This is a genomic window from Enterobacter cloacae complex sp. 397G4 (assembly GCF_050031515.1).
In the GTDB taxonomy this organism is placed as follows: domain Bacteria; phylum Pseudomonadota; class Gammaproteobacteria; order Enterobacterales; family Enterobacteriaceae; genus Enterobacter; species Enterobacter hormaechei_C.
Genome location: NZ_JBLGWE010000001.1, coordinates 4800882 through 4819770, shown reverse-complemented (window position 1 = coordinate 4819770; position 18889 = coordinate 4800882). Strand labels below are relative to the sequence as shown.

Here is an 18889-nt window from a genome sequence, read left to right as displayed (position 1 = left end):
CATTGCTATGTAGTTTTACTTTGCGGTTGAGAATTAACCGCAAAGGAGAAAAATTTGCATTAATCCCTCATTTCTCCGAGGGATAAGCCCAGAATACCACAATGTCGGTACGCCTGTTCTAACGGGGTTAAAACAAAGTGAACGTATTATCACGGCATTGATTATAAAATGTGATATCAATCACATTTTATCCTGTGCATGTTAAAGAGGTGTAGCAGCTGATCGGTTGCACCCCTCCGTATTGAGTAGGAGAATGGTTGCTGAAAAGTTGATCCATACTATGCGTAAGGCCTGCCGTTTGTGTTGCAATAGCAGGCTCACTTCCGTGGTTGTTCAGGAATACCGTTGTGTCTAAACAAAACCGTGCTGCCCACGTGTCGCCACTGCCTGCGGGCATTGTGGAACTGTCGGTACACAGACCGCCTCACATTTCACATGCCACGCCGGATTTTCTGGCGGAAGAGGTCCCCGTTGCCCTGGTTTACAACGGGATTTCGCATGTGGTGATGATGGCTTCGCCGAAAGATCTGGAACTGTTCGCCATAGGTTTTTCCCTCTCGGAAGGCATCATTGCGCATCCGCAGGAGATCTACGGTATGGATGTGGTTCAGGCCTGTAATGGCCTTGAAGTACAAATCGAACTCTCCAGTCGTCGCTTTATGGGGCTGAAAGAGCGCCGCCGGGCGCTGGCCGGACGCACCGGCTGCGGCGTGTGTGGCGTTGAACAGCTTAACGATATCGGTAAGCCCGTCGCGCCGCTGCCGTTTACCCAGACTTTCAACCTCGGTAACCTCGACAAAGCCCTGGAGCACCTCAATGATGTCCAGCCCATAGGTCAGCTGAGCGGCTGTACACATGCTGCGGCGTGGTTGCTCCCGTCGGGCGAGATCGTCGGAGGTCATGAAGATGTGGGCCGCCATGTGGCGCTGGATAAGCTGCTGGGCCGTCGCGCGCGTGAAGATGCCGTCTGGCAGCAAGGGGCCGCGCTCGTTTCCAGCCGCGCCAGCTATGAAATGGTGCAGAAAGCGGCCATGTGCGGCGTGGAGATCCTGTTTGCGGTGTCGGCTGCGACAACGCTGGCGGTCGAAGTGGCAGAGCGCTGCAACCTGACGCTGGTGGGGTTCTGCAAGCCGGGCAGGGCGACAATTTACACCCATCCGCAGCGATTAATTGTTAATCAGTAATTTTGAATGAGTATAGCAAAACCTTCCGCTTTTAGTTGTTCATGATGAGGGCTAGTATTTGTCTCATCAAGGTACGGTGCCTTATCTAAACAACTTAACGAAAAGGTTTATCTCATGAAAAGCATCAAAACTTTTGTCGCTTTAATCGCTCTGGCTACTTCTTTCGGTTCTTTCGCTGCGCAGACTGTGACTGCATCCGCCTCTACGCTGGATGGTGCAGAAGCTAAAATCGCCGCACAGGCTCAGGAAGCGGGCGCGTCATCCTACAAAATTACCCAGGCATTCACCGGTAACCGCGTACACATGACCGCTGAACTGAACAAATAAGTCATATAGCCGCTGTCCCTTGCTTTTCGGAGCAGGGACAGGTTTCATTCTTCTTCCTTCTGCTTAATTTTCTTTTGACTCCTCCCAAAACAGTCATATCCTCCTGGATAAACCTTATTAACTAAATAAAATAAGTAATAATCCGCTTTTTAATGTGACTTTTGTTTAAAAAACAACAATCCCATAAGTATATTAAATAAATGGTCTGGCCAGTTGATTCCTTGTATTTATTCAATGAATGTTTTTGGCGGTTGCATTCGGTTATTTTAAGTTTCATATATAAAATATTTATTATTGATCTTGAGATTTAAGGAATTCCTCAGGCTCTAATCCTAAAACGTTTTGGGGTTATTGATCTGAGCTATCTGTAATGCTACTTTCTAAAACAATGTTTAGTAGTACCCCCTTAGGCCAAATATTAATTATTTGGCATATTTTGTATTTCACTTTTATAAGGAAATTAAATGAACGCGATGTTTAAAAAAGGAATGCTGGCGTCCGCGCTGGCTGTCGTGGCGTCCTCTGCTCTGGCAGCTTCCAGTGTTGATATTCAGGTGACGGGTAAAATCGTCCCCTCTTCCTGTACGCCTACATTTATTAGCGGTGGTGGTATTGCCGATTATGGCACGATAAGTGCGTCTTCACTGAATTCCACTTCGGCTACACCATTGGCGGATGTTAAAATTATTCCTGTTTCCATTACCTGTGAAGAGGCCACCCGCATTGCAGTAACGTTTAATGATGCCCATGCAGACTCAGGACCAACTCAAGTTTTGCCGACCAGTTTTATTGATACGGAATTTGGGAGAGAGGCGTACCAAACCGCCGGGCTGGGTATGTACAATGGTAAGAAAATTGGTGCCTACTCATTAGGGATTCAGCTTACGAAAGGCGCTGTCACGAACGACGCAGGCGATGAACTGTATCCTACTGCATCGCGCGATAACGGAACAACGTGGGCAACAACAGGCGGACAGCGCTATTTAAAAGTAAACACAGACAAAAGCGAATTATATTCCTTCAGTGACACATTGGGCGGCACGCCTGTCGCACAAACCAAGGTTAACTTTAATGTGGGTGTCGCCGCGATGATTAACCCAACCGATGATTTAAATATCACGGATGAAGCCACCCTGGACGGCTTAACCAACGTTGAGCTGGTTTATCTGTAATCGCACCCACGCATCATGAAATACCTGACACCCCACTCCGGCGGGGTGTCATTACCAATATTAATGGACTAATATTATGCTGCTTTTAAAGAGAACGCTGATCTGTGCCTGCCTGCTGGCCTCATTTAACGGTATGGCTGCCGGGATGGTGCCGGATACCTCGCTGCTTATTGTCAATGAAGACAAGCAGGGGGCCAGCATGGATGTTAAAAACACGGATGCTGAAGCACAGCTGCTGTACACCAAAATTATTGATCTCCCGGACGACCCCAAGCCGGGCCTGTTTGCCACGCAGCCGGTTGTGCGCGTAGATGCGGGTAAAACCCAGCGCGTACGTTTTGTGCTGAAAAGCAGCGCTGAGCCGCTGAAGGTGGAACATTTCAAGCGTGTCATTTTTACCGCTATCCCTCAGCGTGAAAAAAATAAAGTTAAAGTGGTGTTTAGCCAGAACCTTCCCGTCATTATTCACCCGGCTGGCCTGGCGGTAAATATTGAACCCTGGAAGGCACTCACCTGGCAGATAAAAAATGGCAATGTCACGGTTGAGAATAATACGCCTTATGTCGTCCGACTGGAGCAAAAGGTGAAATTAATGGCCTCGGGTACGATCGCGACATTAGCTAAGACTTACATTCTTCCTGGCGAAAAAATGATGGCCAGCGCCCCAGCCAAAATATCAGCATCCGAAAAACAAATCGAAATCTATCCGGCAACGCGTTATGGCTATAAGGCAGGGAATTATATCGCCGACCTTCAGCAATAAAATCACTTAACAAACATGGAGTAGTTATGTTAAACGGTTCCTGTAAAAAGGGAATGCTCGTGTTTTGCCTTAGCGTGCTGGCATTTAATATTCGGGCTGAGATTTCCTCTAATGCGAATGAATCTCTGGAACTGGCGCGAGCCATATTTGACAGCGATGCTTTAAAAAATAACGGGCTTGATCCGGCCATTGCGGATTACTATTCCCTCACTCCCCGTTTTACCCCTGGCTACCATAATGTGACGGTTAATATTAATGGTAAGCAGCGCAATATTATGCCCGTGAAATTTGATGAGGAAGGAACGCCCTGTATTGATAAAGCGTTTCTGGAAAACGCGGGCCTGATTAAACAGACGAAAAGAGGCACCTGCCCGAAGATTTATCACTACTGGTCCGGATCAACGATTCAGACTTCGCCGGATATTGATGAAATATCGGTTGTTGTACCACCTGAAGCGATCGACCCTGATTATGGCCGACAGTTCGCCGAGGTGCGTGGCGGACGTGCAGCCATGCTGAATTACTCCATGTTTGGCACCCATAATCACTATGATGATGAGAACGCTGACCGTTTCCAGTCGACCTTTGAAATGGGCTTTAATGCCGGAGACTGGATTGTGCGCAGCACGCAGTTCATTAGCGACGGCAGCGATCAGGATTTTGAGGTTGACTCCCTCTACACCTATGCCCAGCGTACCTTTACCGATTATGGCGTGATGGTGCAGGGTGGCCAGATTAACATCGCCAACAGCCGCTTCAGTATTCCGGGAATTTACGGGGTCCAGATGATGCCGGATACCGCACTCACTCCTCAGGTGGGGACGGGCGTCGAAGTCAGCGGTATTGCCCGTAATCCGCAGGCGCGCGTCGATATCCGCCAGGGCGGACAGCTTATTTACTCAACGCTGGTTCCTGCCGGTCCGTTCAACCTGGATGACGTGCCGCTGGCGAACCTCAACACCGACCTGAACGTAACGGTCACCGAGACTGACGGCAGCGAAAACCGATTCACTGTCTCGGCAAGTACGTTCCGCAGCAATCATATAGGCCGTGCCCCGGGCTTTACGCTGGCTATGGGCCGCGTTGAAGACATGGACTCACGCTTTGAAAATCCGTGGGTGGTGTCCGCCAACAACGGCTGGTCTGTCAATAAGCGTGTCAATTTCCTGGCCGGTATGGTGATGGCGGATAACCACTATTATGGCTTCTCCGGCAACCTCGATACCATACCGATGCAGAACCTGTATGCCTCGTTGGGTTTTCTGGCGTCAATAGACAACCAGACGCAAACCGACGGCAACAAAACGACGCTGGATCTGGGTTACTCCCTGCCGTGGGGCATTGGGCTTTCGCTGGGCGGTAGCTATGGCACACCGGACTATCGCGAGATGGCGGAACTTTACGGCGACGATGACGATATGTCGCAAACCAAATACGACACCAGCGTCGGTATCAACTGGTCGAGTACCACGCTGGGCCGCTTTTCCCTCAGCTATTATCGCAACGAGAGCTGGAACAGCGACTATGACAGTCGCCGGTTTATCTCGTCGTGGTCACAGACTTTTAAATACTTCAACGTGAGCGTGAACTGGGAGTCGGATGTCAGCCGGCACGACAGCAGCGACAACGATCAGTTTTACGTAAACGTGTCGATCCCGCTGGGACGCTCAGGCGTGACAACCAGCTCCTGGTATCGCGAGAGCGAAGGTAAGCGTTCTTACGGCACGCGGGCGATGGGCTCGCTCAACGCTGAGAACCAGTACACGGTGGGGGTCACTCAGGACCAGGAAGAGAACACCACCAGCTGGGACAGCTCGCTGAACAGTAATCTGCATTACACCAACCTGGCGCTGGCGGCAGGAGGAGATAACGACAGCAATACCAACTACTCAGCAGCATTAAGCGGCGGGATTGTCGCCCACAGCGACGGGGTGACCTTCTCGCCTTACCGCGTGACCGATACGTACGCCATTGCCAGACTGGATAAACCGGTGGCTGGCATCGAGATAGGTACCCCGCGCGGCGCGGTATGGACCGATAAATGGGGCCAGGCGATTATTCCTGCGCTGTCGCCGTTCCGTGAAAGCACGATTGAGATCAACACGGAAAGCCTGCCAGGCAATCTGGACGTAAGAAATGGCAGAACAGCGATCAAAGCGTCTCACGGCGCTGTGGCGAAGTGGGAGTTTGCGACGTTAAGCCAGCGCCGCGTGCTGCTCAGTATACGCCGTGCGGACGGTACGCCGCTGCCGGAAGGTGTCTCGATTGTGGACGCGGCAGGGGAGTATGTGACGAGTGCGCCAGAAGACGGCGTGATCTTCCTGAACGATATCTCTGCCAGCCAGCAGCTGTATGCGAAGCTGGATGAAGGGCGTTGCAGGCTGACGTACACCCTGCCGGAGGCAGAACCGAATAAATTCTATGAAGAGGTGACAGGGAAATGTCTCTGAATAACGTTCGTCAATACGCGCTGATGCTTATGCTGCTCTGCGGCGCAGCGGGACTTTCGGGAATGGCGCAGGCCGATGACGGCGCCTGTGAAATGATGTCGGCGGTAAAGAAAGTCGATTACGGGCGCTACCGTAAACAGGATATGCGGCAAACGTCCGCTGAACATATTGGCAAAGTGTACAACGGTTATGCTTCTGTGATGCGTGAAGTTCAGGTTTCGGTGCTGTGTCCGGATGTGCGCAAAATGCGCATCTCCGTAGACGGGATTGCCCGACAGAACCTGGCGTATCGTTTTACGGACAGCGGCGCGATGAAAATCGAATTCAAAGATGGGCGGGTGGACGGGAACCCCGTGCAGCTGGCCGCGGTCGATATTGGCGCGGTAGCCGTTCAGGGAGGCGCTTCTCAGGTGACGCTGAAGCCGGAAAAAGCGCTGGCGGCGGTAAACGGTACAGAAGTGGCGGGCGAGCAGTTTGTCGCCACCATGATGATCACGACCTATCTCTCTGACAAGGCGTTTAGCGTTACTAACACCACGGATTTTGAAGAAACGCTGACGCTTAACGTCGATACGCTTCCTGCGCATTAACCCCTCAGATGCCCGGCAGCGCTGTTCTGTCGGGCATTTTTCTTAGTGGATCCCCGCCAGACGCAGCAGCGCCGTCACCACCGCCGCCGCGACGATCACCACAATTAACGGCATTTTGCGCCAGGCCAGAAACACCGCGAACCCCACCCCCAGTACGCGCGCCATCCCGGCAAAATGGTCCCCTTCATAAAACGTTGTTGCCAGCGCGACGGAGAACAACAAAACGGTTGCCGCGTCTGAAAGCAGCGCCTGCGACCGTTCAGAAAGCGCCAGCCGGCTACCGAGTTTCGCCCCGCCGAGACGCATCAGATAGGTTCCGGCAGAAAGAATGGCGATGCCGAGAATAAAGACCGTCATGTTTTCCATTATTTTTTCCTCGCGGCAAGGCCGAGCAAAGAGAGCAGCACCGGCAGGCCAACCGGCGCAAACGGTACGGCGGCCAGCGACAACACTGCGCCGCTACATGCGCGGATCAGCGTGGTACGGTTTTTAAATGCCGGCACCACTAACGCCAGCAGGATCGCCGGGAACACCGCGTCCAGCCCGATGGTTTCCGGATCTGGCAGCAGCTTGCCGACCATCGCGCCCAGCACCGCCCCCAGCGGCCAGATGATTGCCACGCCCAGGCCGCACAGCCAGTAGGCCGCTTTACGCTGCTCGGCGGTTTTTTGCGACAGGCCGAACACCACACTTTCATCATTCATGATATGACAGCCCAGAAAGCTCAGGCCGCGCTTGCCCACCAGTTCACGCACCGTAACGCCGAACGGCACATGGCGCGCGTTAACCAGTAAACCGGCCGCTGCCGCTGCCAGCGGATTGCCGCCGCTCGCCACGATGCCGATAAACATAAACTCGGATGCGCCTGCCAGCACCGTGAGGGAGAGGACAAACGGCACCCACAGCGGGAAACCGTAGGCCATCGCCAGTGAGCCATAAGACATGCCGACCACGCCCACCGCGAGGCAGACCAGGACGATCGCTTTTATCGTGTCGCCTTTCAGGCAAGAGAGGTGATTCTTCATACCATTTTAGCCATATCGAACGTATTTCCATTATAATGAACGCATCAGAAACGTTTTACAAGACGAACGATTCGTTCGTTATAGAGAGAAAGAGGCCGTTATTATGACGCAGCCAATCAGCGTGATCGCCAAAAGCCTGGTGCGAGAACGCTTGCGAACCGGGCTCTCACTGGCGGAAATTGCCCGCCGTGCCGGGATCGCCAAATCCACGCTTTCTCAACTGGAGTCTGGCAACGGCAATCCTAGCCTGGAAACGCTGTGGTCGCTTTGCGTGGCGCTGGATATTCCGTTTGCCCGGTTACTGGAGCCGCAGCAACCCGTCACGCAGGTGATCCGCCGCGGCGAGGGCACAAAAGTCGTCGCCGGGCAGGCGAACTACGAGGCGATTTTGCTCGCGGCGTGTCCGCCTGGCGCGCGTCGTGATATCTATCTGCTGCTGACTCAGCCGGGGGCAGACCGTATTTCCCAGCCCCATCCGCCTGGGTCGGTTGAGCATATTATCGTGACCCAGGGGCGGGCGGTGGTCGGTCTGATCGACGCGGCGGAAGAGCTCGGCCCGGGAGATTACATTTGCTACCCCGCTGACCAGCCGCATATCTTTAAGGCGCTGGAGCCAGATACGCACGCGCTGCTGGTGGCGGAACAAAACTAACAAAGATACGGAAAATCATGTCGCTTAAAGCCATTGCCAAAGAACTGGGGCTGTCTGTTACCACCGTCAGCCGCGCCCTCAACGGGTATGACGACGTTTCTGCTGAGACGCGCGCCCGCGTGGAAGCGGAGGCCCAGCGCCGTGGCTACCGACCAAATACCTTTGCCCGTCGCCTGAAGATGGGCAAAATCGACGCCGTCGGGCTGGTGTTTCCGGTGCATCCTGTTCCGCTCAATAACAGCGTTTTTATGGACATGGTCGGCGAAATTAGCCACGAACTGGCGCGACATGAGATTGACCTGCTGCTCATCGCTGACGACGATCTGGCGGACAAACACAGCTATATGCGCATGGTGCAGAGCCGACGCGTGGATGCGCTGATTGTGGCGCATACGCTGGATCACGATCCGCGTCTTGAGCAGCTACAGGCCGCCGGGTTCCCGTTCCTGGCGCTCGGCCGCAGCCAGCTCCCGCAGCCGTACGCGTGGTTCGATTTCGACAACTATGCCGGCACATATCAGGCCACCCGCTGGCTGATCGAGAAAGGCCATCAGCGCATTGCGCTGCTGGGCGAAAGCAACAACCAGGCATTCATCACCCAGCGCCGCCAGGGCTACCTGGACGCGCTGCGGGAAGCCGGACTTTCCAGCGAATGGCTGCGTGCCATGCCCCCTTCGCGTCGCGTGGGGTATGCCACCACGCAAGAACTTCTCTCCCTGCCGCAGCCGCCCACGGCCATCATTACCGACTGCAACACCCACGGCGACGGCGCAGCGATGGCCCTGGCGCAGATGGGGCGCTTAACCGGTGAAAATGCCGTTTCGCTGGTGGTCTATGACGGCTTACCGCAGGACAGCATTGTCGATATCGACGTCGCGGCGGTGATCCAGTCTACCCGTCAGGGTGTCGGGAAACAGATTGCCGATATGGTGCGCCAGCTGATTAATGGCGACGACATTGACACCCTTCAGGTGCTCTGGCAGCCAGAATTCTCCCCAGGCCAAACGGCCTGATTACACCAAAAATTTCAAACCCGATCACAGATCCGAAACGTTTTGGTTTGTATCCGAAACGTTTCGGATCAACACTCAGGACATCCCGATGACAGGAGATGTCTGATGCAAGATTCCATTTTTCGACTTGAAAGCAATACGGTTGACGTGGTGGTAAAAACCCACCCGTTCGCCGAAATTCTCTACTGGGGGGCACACCTTCAGCACTTTTCGCCGCAGGATGTGCTGAGTATTGCGCGCCCGGTTGCTAATGGCAGGCTGGACGTCGACTCCCCCGTCACGCTGATGGCAGAGCTGGGGCATGGGCTGTTTGGCTCGCCGGGCATCGAGGGGCACCGCCAGGGGCTGGACGGATCGCCGGTATTTAAAACCACGCAGGTGCAGCAGGCGTTAAACGCCCTGACAATCACTGCTGAAGACGAGCATGCAGGCCTGCGTCTGACCAGTGAAATAACGCTGGATGCCAGCGGCGTACTGGTGGTGCGTCATGGGTTAACCAACCTGAAAATGCAGGCGTGGCAGGTGGATCGCTTTGCCGTGACGCTGCCGGTGGCCGAACGCGCGCAGGAGGTGATGGCCTTCCACGGACGCTGGATCAGGGAGTTTCAGCCGCACCGCGTGATGCTTGAACATGACAGCTTTGTGATTGAAAACCGTCGGGGTAAAACCTCCCATGAACATTTCCCGGCGCTGATTTCAGGTACGCCGTCATTCAGTGAAATGCACGGCAACGTCTGGGGTATACATCTGGGCTGGAGTGGTAACCACCGCCTGCGCGCAGAGGCGAAAACCGATGGCCGCCGCTATGTGCAGGCCGAAGCGCTCTACCTGCCGGGTGAAATGGCGATTGAAGAGGGGGAAACGCTCTGGACGCCGCGCCTGTATGCCAGTCACTCCCCGCACGGGCTGAACGGCATGAGCCAGCAGTTCCACCGCTACCTGCGCGACAATGTTATCCGCTTCCCGGAAGATAAACCGCGCCCGGTGCACCTCAACACCTGGGAGGGGATCTACTTCAACCACGATCCGGACTACATCATGCGCATGGCCGACGAGGCCGCTGCGCTGGGCGTGGAGCGCTTTATTATCGACGACGGCTGGTTTAAAGGCCGCAACGACGACCACGCCGCGCTGGGCGACTGGTATCTGGACAAGAAAAAATACCCGAACGGCCTAAAGCCGGTAATCGATCACGTTAAACAGCTCAGCATGGAGTTTGGTATCTGGGTTGAGCCGGAGATGATTAACCCCGATTCCGATCTGTATCGCGCGCACCCTGACTGGGTGCTGGCGCTGCCGGGCTATGCCCAGGCGACCGGGCGACACCAGCTGGTCCTCAATCTCAATATTCCGCAGGCCTTTGAATATCTGGTCGAACGCATGAGCTGGCTGCTGGGCGAACACGCGGTCGACTACGTGAAATGGGATATGAACCGCGAGCTGGTGCAGCCAGGGCACAAGGGCAAAGCCGCCGCCGACGCCCAGACGCGCCAGTTTTACCGCCTGCTGGACGTGCTGGGCGAGCGCTTCCCGCACATTGAGTTTGAATCCTGCTCGTCCGGCGGCGGGCGAATCGATTATGAAGTGCTGACCCGCTGCCACCGCTTCTGGGCGTCCGACAACAACGACGCGCTGGAGCGCAACACTATCCAGCGCGGCATGAGCTACTTCTTCCCGCCGGAGGTGATGGGGGCGCATATCGGTCATCATAAATGTCACGCCACCTTCCGCCAGCACAGCATTCAGTTCCGCGGGCTAACAGCGCTGTTTGGTCACATGGGGCTGGAGCTGGATCCGCTCACCGTCGATGCGCAGGAGCGTGAAGGCTATCGCCATTACGCCGCGCTGCACAAGCGGTGGCGAGAGGTCATTCATCACGGCACCCAGTGGCGCGTGGATATGCCGGACGCCACCACCCTGGCGCAGGGTATAGTGAGCGAAGATAAGACGCAGGGGCTGTTTTTGGTCAGCCAGCTCGCGATGCCGGATTACACCCTGATGATGCCGCTGCGCATGCCGGGGTTAGACGCCAGCGCGCTGTACCGCATCACGCTGCTCGATCACCCGAACATCCAGATTACGGGCGAGGGCGGGCACACCATGCGTAAGCTGCCTTCGTGGATGGAAGCGCCGCAAACGGTAAGCGGTGAGTGGCTGATGCAGGCGGGTATTGCACTGCCGATTCTGGATCCGGAAACCGCCATTCTGATTGGTGTGGAACGCGTGTAAGGGTGACGGGCCGGGCAACCGGCCCTCCGTTGAGGATAAAAATAATGAACACAACAACCTGTACCCACAAAGACAACCCTAATTTCTGGATCTTCGGGCTGTTCTTCTTTCTCTACTTCTTCATCATGGCCACCTGCTTTCCGTTCCTGCCGATCTGGCTGTCGGACATCATCGGCCTGAACAAAACCCATACCGGGATTGTTTTCTCCTGCATCTCGCTGTCGGCCATTGCCTTCCAGCCGGTGCTGGGGGTCATTTCGGACAAGCTGGGGCTGAAAAAACACCTGCTTTGGATCATCTCGGTGCTGCTGTTCCTGTTCGCGCCGTTCTTCCTGTACGTCTTCGCCCCGCTGCTGAAAACCAATATCTGGCTGGGGGCGCTGAGCGGTGGGTTGTATATCGGCTTTGTCTTCTCAGCGGGGTCGGGGGCGATTGAGGCCTATATTGAGCGCGTAAGCCGCAACAGCTTTTTTGAGTACGGCAAGGCGCGTATGTTCGGCTGTCTCGGCTGGGGGCTGTGCGCCTCAACGGGCGGCATCCTGTTCGGCATCGATCCGTCGTACGTCTTCTGGATGGGGTCGGCCGCGGCGCTGTTGCTGATGCTGCTGCTGGTGGTCGCGAAACCGAAGCCTAACCAGACGGCGCAGGTGATGAACGCCCTGGGCGCGAATCAGCCGCAGATCACCGCTAAAACCGTTTTTACCCTGTTCCGCCAGCGCAGAATGTGGATGTTCATCCTGTACGTGATTGGCGTGGCCTGCGTGTATGACGTCTTCGACCAGCAGTTTGCCACCTTCTTCAAAACCTTCTTCGCCACGCCGCAGGAGGGGACCCGTGCCTTTGGTTTCGCCACCACGGCGGGGGAAATCTGTAACGCGATCATTATGTTCTGCTCGCCGTGGATCATTAACCGCATCGGCGCGAAAAACACGCTGCTGATTGCCGGGGTGATCATGGCGACGCGCATTATCGGCTCGTCGTTTGCCACCACCGCCGTGGAGGTGATTGCCCTGAAGATGCTGCACGCGCTGGAAGTCCCGTTCCTGCTGGTGGGGGCATTCAAGTACATCACCGGGGTGTTTGATACGCGCCTGTCGGCCACCATCTACCTGATTGGCTTCCAGTTTGCCAAACAGTCGGCGGCGATCTTCCTCTCCGCCTTTGCCGGAAATATGTATGACCGGGTCGGCTTCCAGGAGACGTATCTGATACTGGGCTGCTTCGTGCTGGCGATCACGGTGGTGTCGGCGTTTACGCTGAGTGGCAGGCGGGAGATTGCTGCCGCCTCGGGGGCAGCAGCGTTAACACATCAGTCCAGGTAAAACACCTCTTTCAGCGCCGAACTCACCGGGCTGTTATCCGGGTTCGACGGCATAAGGTCACCCATATATTTCCACCAGCGCTGGCAGACATCGGTGTTTGCCAGCGCGTTCCAGCGCTCTTCCGATTCAATCTCCACCGTCGCAAACAGCAGGTTGCGAGCTTTGTCGAGATAGATGGCGTAGTGGTGCGCGCCGTGGGCTTTCAGTACCGCCTCCAGCTCAGGCCAGATCGGGTTGTGGCGACGTGCGTACTCCTCGTGCGCGTCCGGGTTTACCTGCATCACAAACGCTTTGCGGATCATAAAGCCTCCAGGTACAGCTCGCGGACCTCATCGCGGCTGGCGGTGCGCGGGTTGCACGGCGCGCACGGGTCGGCGAGGGCTTTATCCAGCCAGCCTTCAATATCGGCTTTGGTGACGCCGAGCTGGCTAAATCCGGACGGAATGCCGACGCGAGCGCTCAGGTCGCGAATCGCCTGAATGGCCGACATGCTGGCCGCTTCATCGCTCATGCCGCGCGTGTCAACGCCCATCGCCTGCGCCACGCGGGCGAAACGTGCGACCGCGTTCGGGCGGTTAAAGTTTTCGATGATCGGCAGCAGAATGGCGTTGCACACGCCGTGTGGCAGGTTGTGCGTCGCGCCCGGCTGGTGCGCCAGGGCGTGCACCAGCCCCAGACCGGCGCTGTTAAACGCCATGCCCGCCAGATACTGACCAAAGGCCATCTGCTCGCGCGCTTCCAGGTTGTGACCATCGTCAACCGCTTTCGGCAGCCAGAGGTTGATCAGGCGAATCGCCTCCAGCGCGTTAGCATCGGTCAGCGGGTGCGCGCCGACGGACACGTAGGCTTCAATCGCATGGGTCAAGGCATCCATGCCGGTTGCGGCGGTCACGGAGGCCGGAATATCAAGCATCACGCTGGCATCGTCCACGGCGATATCCGGGATGATGTTCGGGTCGATAATCACCTCTTTCACCTGTCGCGCGGCGTCAATGATCACCGCGTTGCTGGTCATCTCCGCCGCCGTGCCTGCTGTGGTGTTGATCGCCACCAGCGGCACGCCCGCGTTTTTCACCTTGCCGACGCCGGAGTAATCGGTTGACGGACCTGGGTTGGCGGTGAGGATTTTGATCGCCTTGGCAGTATCAATCGGGCTGCCGCCGCCAAAGGCAATCAGGTAATCACACTCCGCATCCTGATATGCCGCATAGCCTTTTTGCACCAGCGCTTCCGTCGGATTCGGGAATACCTCATCGAACAGGTGATACGACATCTGATGGGCGTCGAGCGCGGAAAACAAACTGTCGAGCAGGCCAAGTTTCACCAGCTGGCCGTCGGTGACAATCAGCGCTTTTCCCCACTGTTTGTTTGCCACCAGATTGACCATATCGCCGATCGCGCCCGCGCCGTGCAGGCTGATTTTGGGGAGCGCCAACATAAAGCTCATGATAATTCTCCTTAATTGCTGTGATTTTTATGCCCGGCGGCGCTGCGCTTGCGCGGGCCTACGGTTAAGTAGGCCGGGTAAACGCAGTGCCACCCGGCTATGAGATCCGTCTTCGCTGCATCACCCGGCGGGTAATAATCGGCAGCGAAATCACCACGATCAGCATCGCGCCGATAATCACCGACATCACAATGCCGGGCACGTTGAGCAGGCTCAGGCCGAAGGTCACCAGCCCCATCAGGAAGGCGGCGATAATCACGCCCACCATGCTGCCGGACCCACCGAGAATATTGACGCCGCCGAGCACCGCCATCGTCACCACCGCCAGCTCCCAGCCCATCGCGATGGTCGGGCGGGTACTGCCCAGACGCGAGGTGAGTAGCACCGACGCCAGGCCGGACATCAGTCCTACCAGCGCAAACAGGATCAGGTTGTGGCGCTTCACGTTGATGCCGGAGTACCACGCGCCGGTCGGGTTGTTGCCGATGGCGTAGGTGCGGCGGCCAAAATTGGTGCGGTGCAGCACAAAGGCAAACAGAGCGGCCAGCACGATAAACAGCGCGAACTCAAACGACAGCGCACCCCAGACGTAGCCCTGGCCGAACCAGGCGAAGCTCTCCGGGTAGCTGTTCAGCGCCTGGTCCCCGAGCAGGATGTAGGTGATCCCGCGGTACAGGCTCATGGTGCCGATGGTGATGACGATGGACGACAGGTTAAAGCGCGTCACCAGAATACCGTTGAACAGCCCGCACAGTAGCCCGACGCCTAATCCCACGCACACCAGCAGTGGCGTATCGACGCCCGCTGCCGCGCAAAAGCCCATCACCGTGGAGCTGAGCGCGATGGTGGAGGCCACAGACAGGTCAATTTCCCGGGCGATAATCAGCATCGCCATCGGCAACACAATGATCGCTTTTTCCGTGAAGTTGAACGTCGCGTCGGAGAGGTTCCAGATATTGAGGAAGTAGGGCGAGGCGAGCGCGTTCACCACAAACACCGCCAGCGTCACCGCCAGCAGGAAGCCCTCCCAGCACAGCAGGCGCTGGAAGATGCCCGGCGCAGAAGTGGGTTTGAACTCTTCAGATGTCATCATTTTGCTCATGGTTTCACCGCCAGTTTCTGACGTGCCAGCGCCGCGTCGCGCAGGATCAGCCTGCCTTTGCGCTTGTTGCCGCGCTCGTTCAGCAGCACAGCGATGACAATGACCGAGCCGGAAATCGCCATCTGCCAGAACGGGGAGACGCCGATCACCGGCAGGGCGTTGTTGATGACGCCAAGGAACAGCGCCCCGAACAGACAGCCGAGCACGCGGCCGGTGCCGCCCATGGTGCTGATCCCGCCAATCACACAGGCTGCCACCACCTGCAATTCAAAACCGTTAGCGACGTCAACATACGCAACGGCAAAGCGTGATATCCACAGGTAGCCGCAGAACCCGGCCAGCAGACCGGAAAGGCAGAAGCTGATGAACTGCATTTTCCCGGCGTTGATCCCGGTGTAGTACGCTGCCGTGGCGTTCCCGCCGGCGGTGTAGAGCGCCCGTCCGGTGCGACTGTAGCGCAGGAAGTAGCCCACCAGCAGCAGTACGGCGATGGCGCACCAGCTCAGCACCGGCAGGCCCAGCACTGACGCACGCGGCAGGCCGAGGAAGTCTGCACCCATCTGGTTGGAGTTCACCCAGCCGCCGCCGGAGAGCAAAAAGATCATTCCGCGGTAGATGCTCATGGTGCCGAGCGTCACCACAATCGCCGGAATGCCCAGTTTCCACACCAGCAGGCCGTTTATTGCGCCCATCAGCAGCCCAAGCGCGCTGGCAAGGATCAGCAGCGCCCAGACGGGCACGTCCGGGTAATGGAAATTAATCAGGGCGACAATCATCCCGGTCAGGGCCAGATTAGCCGCCATCGACAGGTCGATGCCTTTAGTGAGCAGCACCAACATCTGCCCGAGCGCGAGGACGATCAGAATGGCGGTGTCGTTAAACATCTCCACCAGGTTTCCCGGTGCGATAAACGATGGCACGCGGCTGCCAATGGCGACGACCATCAGGACAATCACCGCGCCAAGCAGCGCCTCGCGGTGTTTTAAGAGTGAGCTAAGCATTTATGCCGCCTCCTGTTTTGCACCGCTGGCGGCGCTGACGATGGTTTCCGCCGTCGCGTCTCCCGCCTGGTATTCGGCCACCATCAGCCCCTCGTGCATGACGATAATGCGATCCGCCATGCCCATCACTTCCGGCAGTTCGGACGAGACCATAATCACCGCCAGCCCCTGACTGACCAGCTCGGACATAAACTGATGCACGGCTGCCTTTGAGCCGATATCGATGCCTTTTGTTGGCTCATCGAGGATGATCACGTCAGGGTGCGTCGCCAGCCATTTGCCGATCACCACCTTTTGCTGGTTGCCGCCAGAGAGGGTCTCCACCGCCTGCTTCCAGCTGAAGGCTTTCACTTGCAGGCGTTTGGCGTACTCGTCTGCCAGCTTCCATTCGCGGTTGTCGTGCAGTACGCCGTTCGGATTGAGCCTGCTGAGCTGAGGCAGGCTGATGTTCTGGGCAATCGGCAGGGCGATAATCGCCCCCTGTTTCTGCCTTTCTTCCGGCACGCAGACGATACCGGCCTTGATCGCATCCGCAGGCTGGCGGAAGCGCCGGGGCTGGCCATTAAGGATAATTTCCCCGGACGATGGCCGCGTGACGCCGGAAAGCGCCTGCATCAGCTCGGTACGCCCGGCACCCACCAGCCCGTAAAAGCCGAGGATTTCCCCTTTACGCAGGGAGAACGAGATATGCGCAAACTCGGTTGGATGGCAGAGGTTTTTCACCTCCAGCACCGTCTCGCCTTTTTCGCAGTCGATTTTCGGGAAGGTTTGGGTAATGGCGCGCCCGACCATCATCGACACCATCCGCTCCTCGGTGATCTCATTTATTGCCCCTGCACCGACGAACACGCCGTCGCGCAAAATGGTGTAGTGATCGGCCAGCTCAAAAATCTCGTCGAACTTGTGGGAGATAAACAGGATGGCTTTTCCCTCCTGCTTTAAGCGCTCCACAATCTGGTAAAACTCGAGGATTTCATGCTGTGACAGCGCCGCCGTGGGTTCATCGAGGATCACCACCTGCGCCTCAAACGACAGCGCGCGGGCAATCGCCACCATGTGACGCTGGGCGATGCTCAGGGTTTTCAGCGTTGCGCGCGGGTCGATTTGCACCTCAAGGCGGGCGAGAATAGCCTGCGCCCGGCGGTGCATTTCCGGCCAGTCGAGCTTTTTCAGGAAGCCTTTGTGAAGGTACTGACCGACAAAGATATTTTCGGTGACCGAGAGTTCATCGAACAGGACGGTTTCCTGGTGAATGGCGGTGATGCCCATTTTATGCGCCGACTCCGGCGTCGGAAGGTGAACGGGGATCGCCTTGTAGAGAATTTCGCCCTCGTCGGGCTGGTATATGCCGGTCATCACTTTGACCAGCGTCGACTTGCCCGCGCCGTTTTCGCCGATAAGCGCCGTCACTTTGCCGGGCCACAGCGCAAGCTGCACGTTCTCAAGAGCACGCACGCCGGGGAACACCTTGGTGATGCCAGAAAGCTGTAGCAATGGGGTCATGATAGTTCTCCTGGACAGGGGAATTTGTAGGGCGGGTAAGCGGCAGCGCCACCCGCCTTTTGCCGGATGGCGCTACGCTTATCCGGCCTACAAATCGCATCAAAAGATTTTTGAGAACTTATCAATATTGCTGGCATCGTAAACGAACGGCTCGGCCATCGCGCCGTTGCCGTCGGCATCCAGCTTCACTTTGCCCAGCTTGCCCATGCTGGCCTCGCCTTTCGTGGCGTTGCCTTTCACCAGGTCATCCGCCAGGTAGGTTGCGGCATAGCCCAGGTCAATCGGGTTCCAGATGGCAAAGCTCTTGCTTGCGCCGGACTTCACCGCGCCCGCCATCTCAGACGGCAGGCCTAAACCGGTGACGTACACTTTGCCAATCTTGCCCTGGTCCTTCACCGCCTGCGCGGCAGCCACAATGCCCACGGAAGAAGGCGAAACAATCACTTTCAGCTCCGGGTAGGTTTTCAGCAGGCCGACCGCTTCGCGGTAGCTCTTGTCAGAGAGATCGTCCCCGTAGGCCACGGTCACCAGATTGACGGACGGGTACTTCGGCAGCACCTTTTTCATCTCCGCAATCCAGGTGTTCTGGTTGGTGGAGGTTGGCGTGGCGCTCAGCACCGCCACATCGCCTTTCTCCACGTTCAGCGCTTTCAGGGCATCGGCGGCGAGCTTGACGTTAGTTTCGCCAATCAGGGCGTTATTGGACGGGTTGAGGTGGATCTGACGCCCGGCTTTCGCCACGCCGGAATCCCACGACACAACCTTGATGCCGCGCTGCATCGCTTTTTTCAGCACCGGCACGACGGCGTCCGGATCGTTCGCGGAAATCGCGATCGCATCCACGCCCTGGGCGATCAGCCCGTTCAGCACCTCGATCTGCGCTTCCGCCGTGGTGGTGGTCGGGCCGGTATAAATCACTTTTACATCGCCTAACTCTTTGGCCGCCTCCTGCGCGCCGACGTTCGCTGCCTCGAAGAATCCATTCCCTAAGGACTTCGCCACCAGGGCGATTTTCACTTCTGCTAAAGCGGAACCGGACAACGCCAGAGTGGCAACGGTGAGGATCAAGCTTGCTTTTATTTTCATTGCTTTTACTCCACTGACTTGAG

18 protein-coding genes are annotated in these 18889 nt (G+C 56.7%); 10 read left to right on the top strand and 8 right to left on the bottom strand.

All coding sequences use genetic code 11. The features are described from left to right. Positions 1-347 precede the first annotated feature (347 nt). The 6 genes from fdhD to ACQG1Y_RS23170 all read left to right on the top strand — a co-directional run bounded on the left by fdhD (position 348) and on the right by ACQG1Y_RS23170 (position 6486). Positions 348-1184 (top strand): formate dehydrogenase accessory sulfurtransferase FdhD, encoded by an 837-nt coding sequence (gene fdhD, locus ACQG1Y_RS23195; RefSeq protein WP_023295636.1) that lies wholly within the window; start codon positions 348-350, stop codon positions 1182-1184. Positions 1185-1298: 114 nt separating this feature from the next. Next, entirely contained in the window at positions 1299-1511 is a 213-nt protein-coding gene (locus tag ACQG1Y_RS23190; protein WP_032651998.1) for a DUF1471 domain-containing protein, read from the top strand. A 464-nt stretch (positions 1512-1975) separates the two neighbouring features. Continuing rightward, positions 1976-2683 (top strand): DUF1120 domain-containing protein, encoded by a 708-nt coding sequence (locus ACQG1Y_RS23185; RefSeq protein ID WP_032651996.1) that lies wholly within the window; start codon positions 1976-1978, stop codon positions 2681-2683. A 76-nt stretch (positions 2684-2759) separates the two neighbouring features. Further along, positions 2760-3446 carry a fimbria/pilus chaperone family protein gene (locus tag ACQG1Y_RS23180; RefSeq protein WP_032668945.1) on the top strand — a complete coding sequence of 229 codons (687 nt, stop codon included), beginning with the start codon at positions 2760-2762 and terminating at the stop codon, positions 3444-3446. A gap of 26 nt (positions 3447-3472) precedes the next feature. After that, positions 3473-5896 (top strand): fimbrial biogenesis usher protein, encoded by a 2424-nt coding sequence (locus tag ACQG1Y_RS23175; RefSeq protein WP_023295634.1) that lies wholly within the window; start codon positions 3473-3475, stop codon positions 5894-5896. Further along, a complete protein-coding gene (locus tag ACQG1Y_RS23170) occupies positions 5887-6486 on the top strand; it encodes a hypothetical protein (RefSeq protein WP_426737115.1) in 600 nt (199 codons plus the stop codon). Before ACQG1Y_RS23175 ends, ACQG1Y_RS23170 begins: the two co-directional genes overlap by 10 nt. Before the next feature lie 42 nt (positions 6487-6528). Here the strand turns inward: ACQG1Y_RS23170 and ACQG1Y_RS23165 are convergent, their stop codons facing one another. After that, positions 6529-6852, bottom strand: coding sequence for an AzlD domain-containing protein (locus ACQG1Y_RS23165; RefSeq protein ID WP_015569921.1), 324 nt, complete (start codon positions 6850-6852; stop codon positions 6529-6531). Beyond that, positions 6852-7511, bottom strand: a complete 660-nt coding sequence (locus tag ACQG1Y_RS23160; RefSeq protein WP_015569922.1) for an AzlC family ABC transporter permease — start codon at positions 7509-7511, stop codon at positions 6852-6854. The genes ACQG1Y_RS23165 and ACQG1Y_RS23160 overlap by 1 nt, the downstream gene beginning before the upstream one ends. 103 nt (positions 7512-7614) lie before the next feature. On the opposite strand from ACQG1Y_RS23160, the gene ACQG1Y_RS23155 reads away from it, so the two are divergent. From ACQG1Y_RS23155 to ACQG1Y_RS23140, 4 genes are all read left to right on the top strand, one after another. Beyond that, the gene (locus ACQG1Y_RS23155; protein ID WP_032649886.1) at positions 7615-8163 is read left to right on the top strand and encodes a helix-turn-helix domain-containing protein; all 549 of its coding nucleotides are present in this window, start codon (positions 7615-7617) and stop codon (positions 8161-8163) included. Between the two features lie 17 nt (positions 8164-8180). Further along, on the top strand, positions 8181-9176 hold the full coding sequence (locus ACQG1Y_RS23150) for a LacI family DNA-binding transcriptional regulator (protein ID WP_003861974.1): 996 nt from the start codon (positions 8181-8183) through the stop codon (positions 9174-9176). Positions 9177-9281: 105 nt separating this feature from the next. After that, the gene (locus ACQG1Y_RS23145) at positions 9282-11405 is read left to right on the top strand and encodes an alpha-galactosidase (RefSeq protein ID WP_368740794.1); all 2124 of its coding nucleotides are present in this window, start codon (positions 9282-9284) and stop codon (positions 11403-11405) included. Between the two features lie 44 nt (positions 11406-11449). Further along, entirely contained in the window at positions 11450-12727 is a 1278-nt protein-coding gene (locus tag ACQG1Y_RS23140) for an MFS transporter (RefSeq protein WP_015569924.1), read from the top strand. Here the strand turns inward: ACQG1Y_RS23140 and rhaM are convergent. From rhaM to rhaS, 6 genes are all read right to left on the bottom strand, one after another. Next, complete coding sequence (gene rhaM, locus ACQG1Y_RS23135; RefSeq protein WP_160177247.1) at positions 12715-13029, bottom strand: L-rhamnose mutarotase; 315 nt, start codon at positions 13027-13029, stop codon at positions 12715-12717. The genes ACQG1Y_RS23140 and rhaM overlap by 13 nt on opposite strands. Continuing rightward, positions 13026-14174, bottom strand: coding sequence for a lactaldehyde reductase (gene fucO / locus ACQG1Y_RS23130; protein ID WP_003861980.1), 1149 nt, complete (start codon positions 14172-14174; stop codon positions 13026-13028). Before fucO ends, rhaM begins: the two co-directional genes overlap by 4 nt. 97 nt (positions 14175-14271) lie before the next feature. Continuing rightward, positions 14272-15276 carry an ABC transporter permease gene (locus tag ACQG1Y_RS23125; protein WP_015569926.1) on the bottom strand — a complete coding sequence of 335 codons (1005 nt, stop codon included), beginning with the start codon at positions 15274-15276 and terminating at the stop codon, positions 14272-14274. Next, positions 15273-16277, bottom strand: a complete 1005-nt coding sequence (locus ACQG1Y_RS23120; RefSeq protein WP_234095454.1) for an ABC transporter permease — start codon at positions 16275-16277, stop codon at positions 15273-15275. The genes ACQG1Y_RS23125 and ACQG1Y_RS23120 overlap by 4 nt, the downstream gene beginning before the upstream one ends. Further along, positions 16278-17780 carry a sugar ABC transporter ATP-binding protein gene (locus ACQG1Y_RS23115; protein ID WP_368740793.1) on the bottom strand — a complete coding sequence of 501 codons (1503 nt, stop codon included), beginning with the start codon at positions 17778-17780 and terminating at the stop codon, positions 16278-16280. A 99-nt stretch (positions 17781-17879) separates the two neighbouring features. Continuing rightward, complete coding sequence (gene rhaS / locus ACQG1Y_RS23110; protein WP_203453102.1) at positions 17880-18866, bottom strand: rhamnose ABC transporter substrate-binding protein; 987 nt, start codon at positions 18864-18866, stop codon at positions 17880-17882. Positions 18867-18889: the final 23 nt, after the last annotated feature.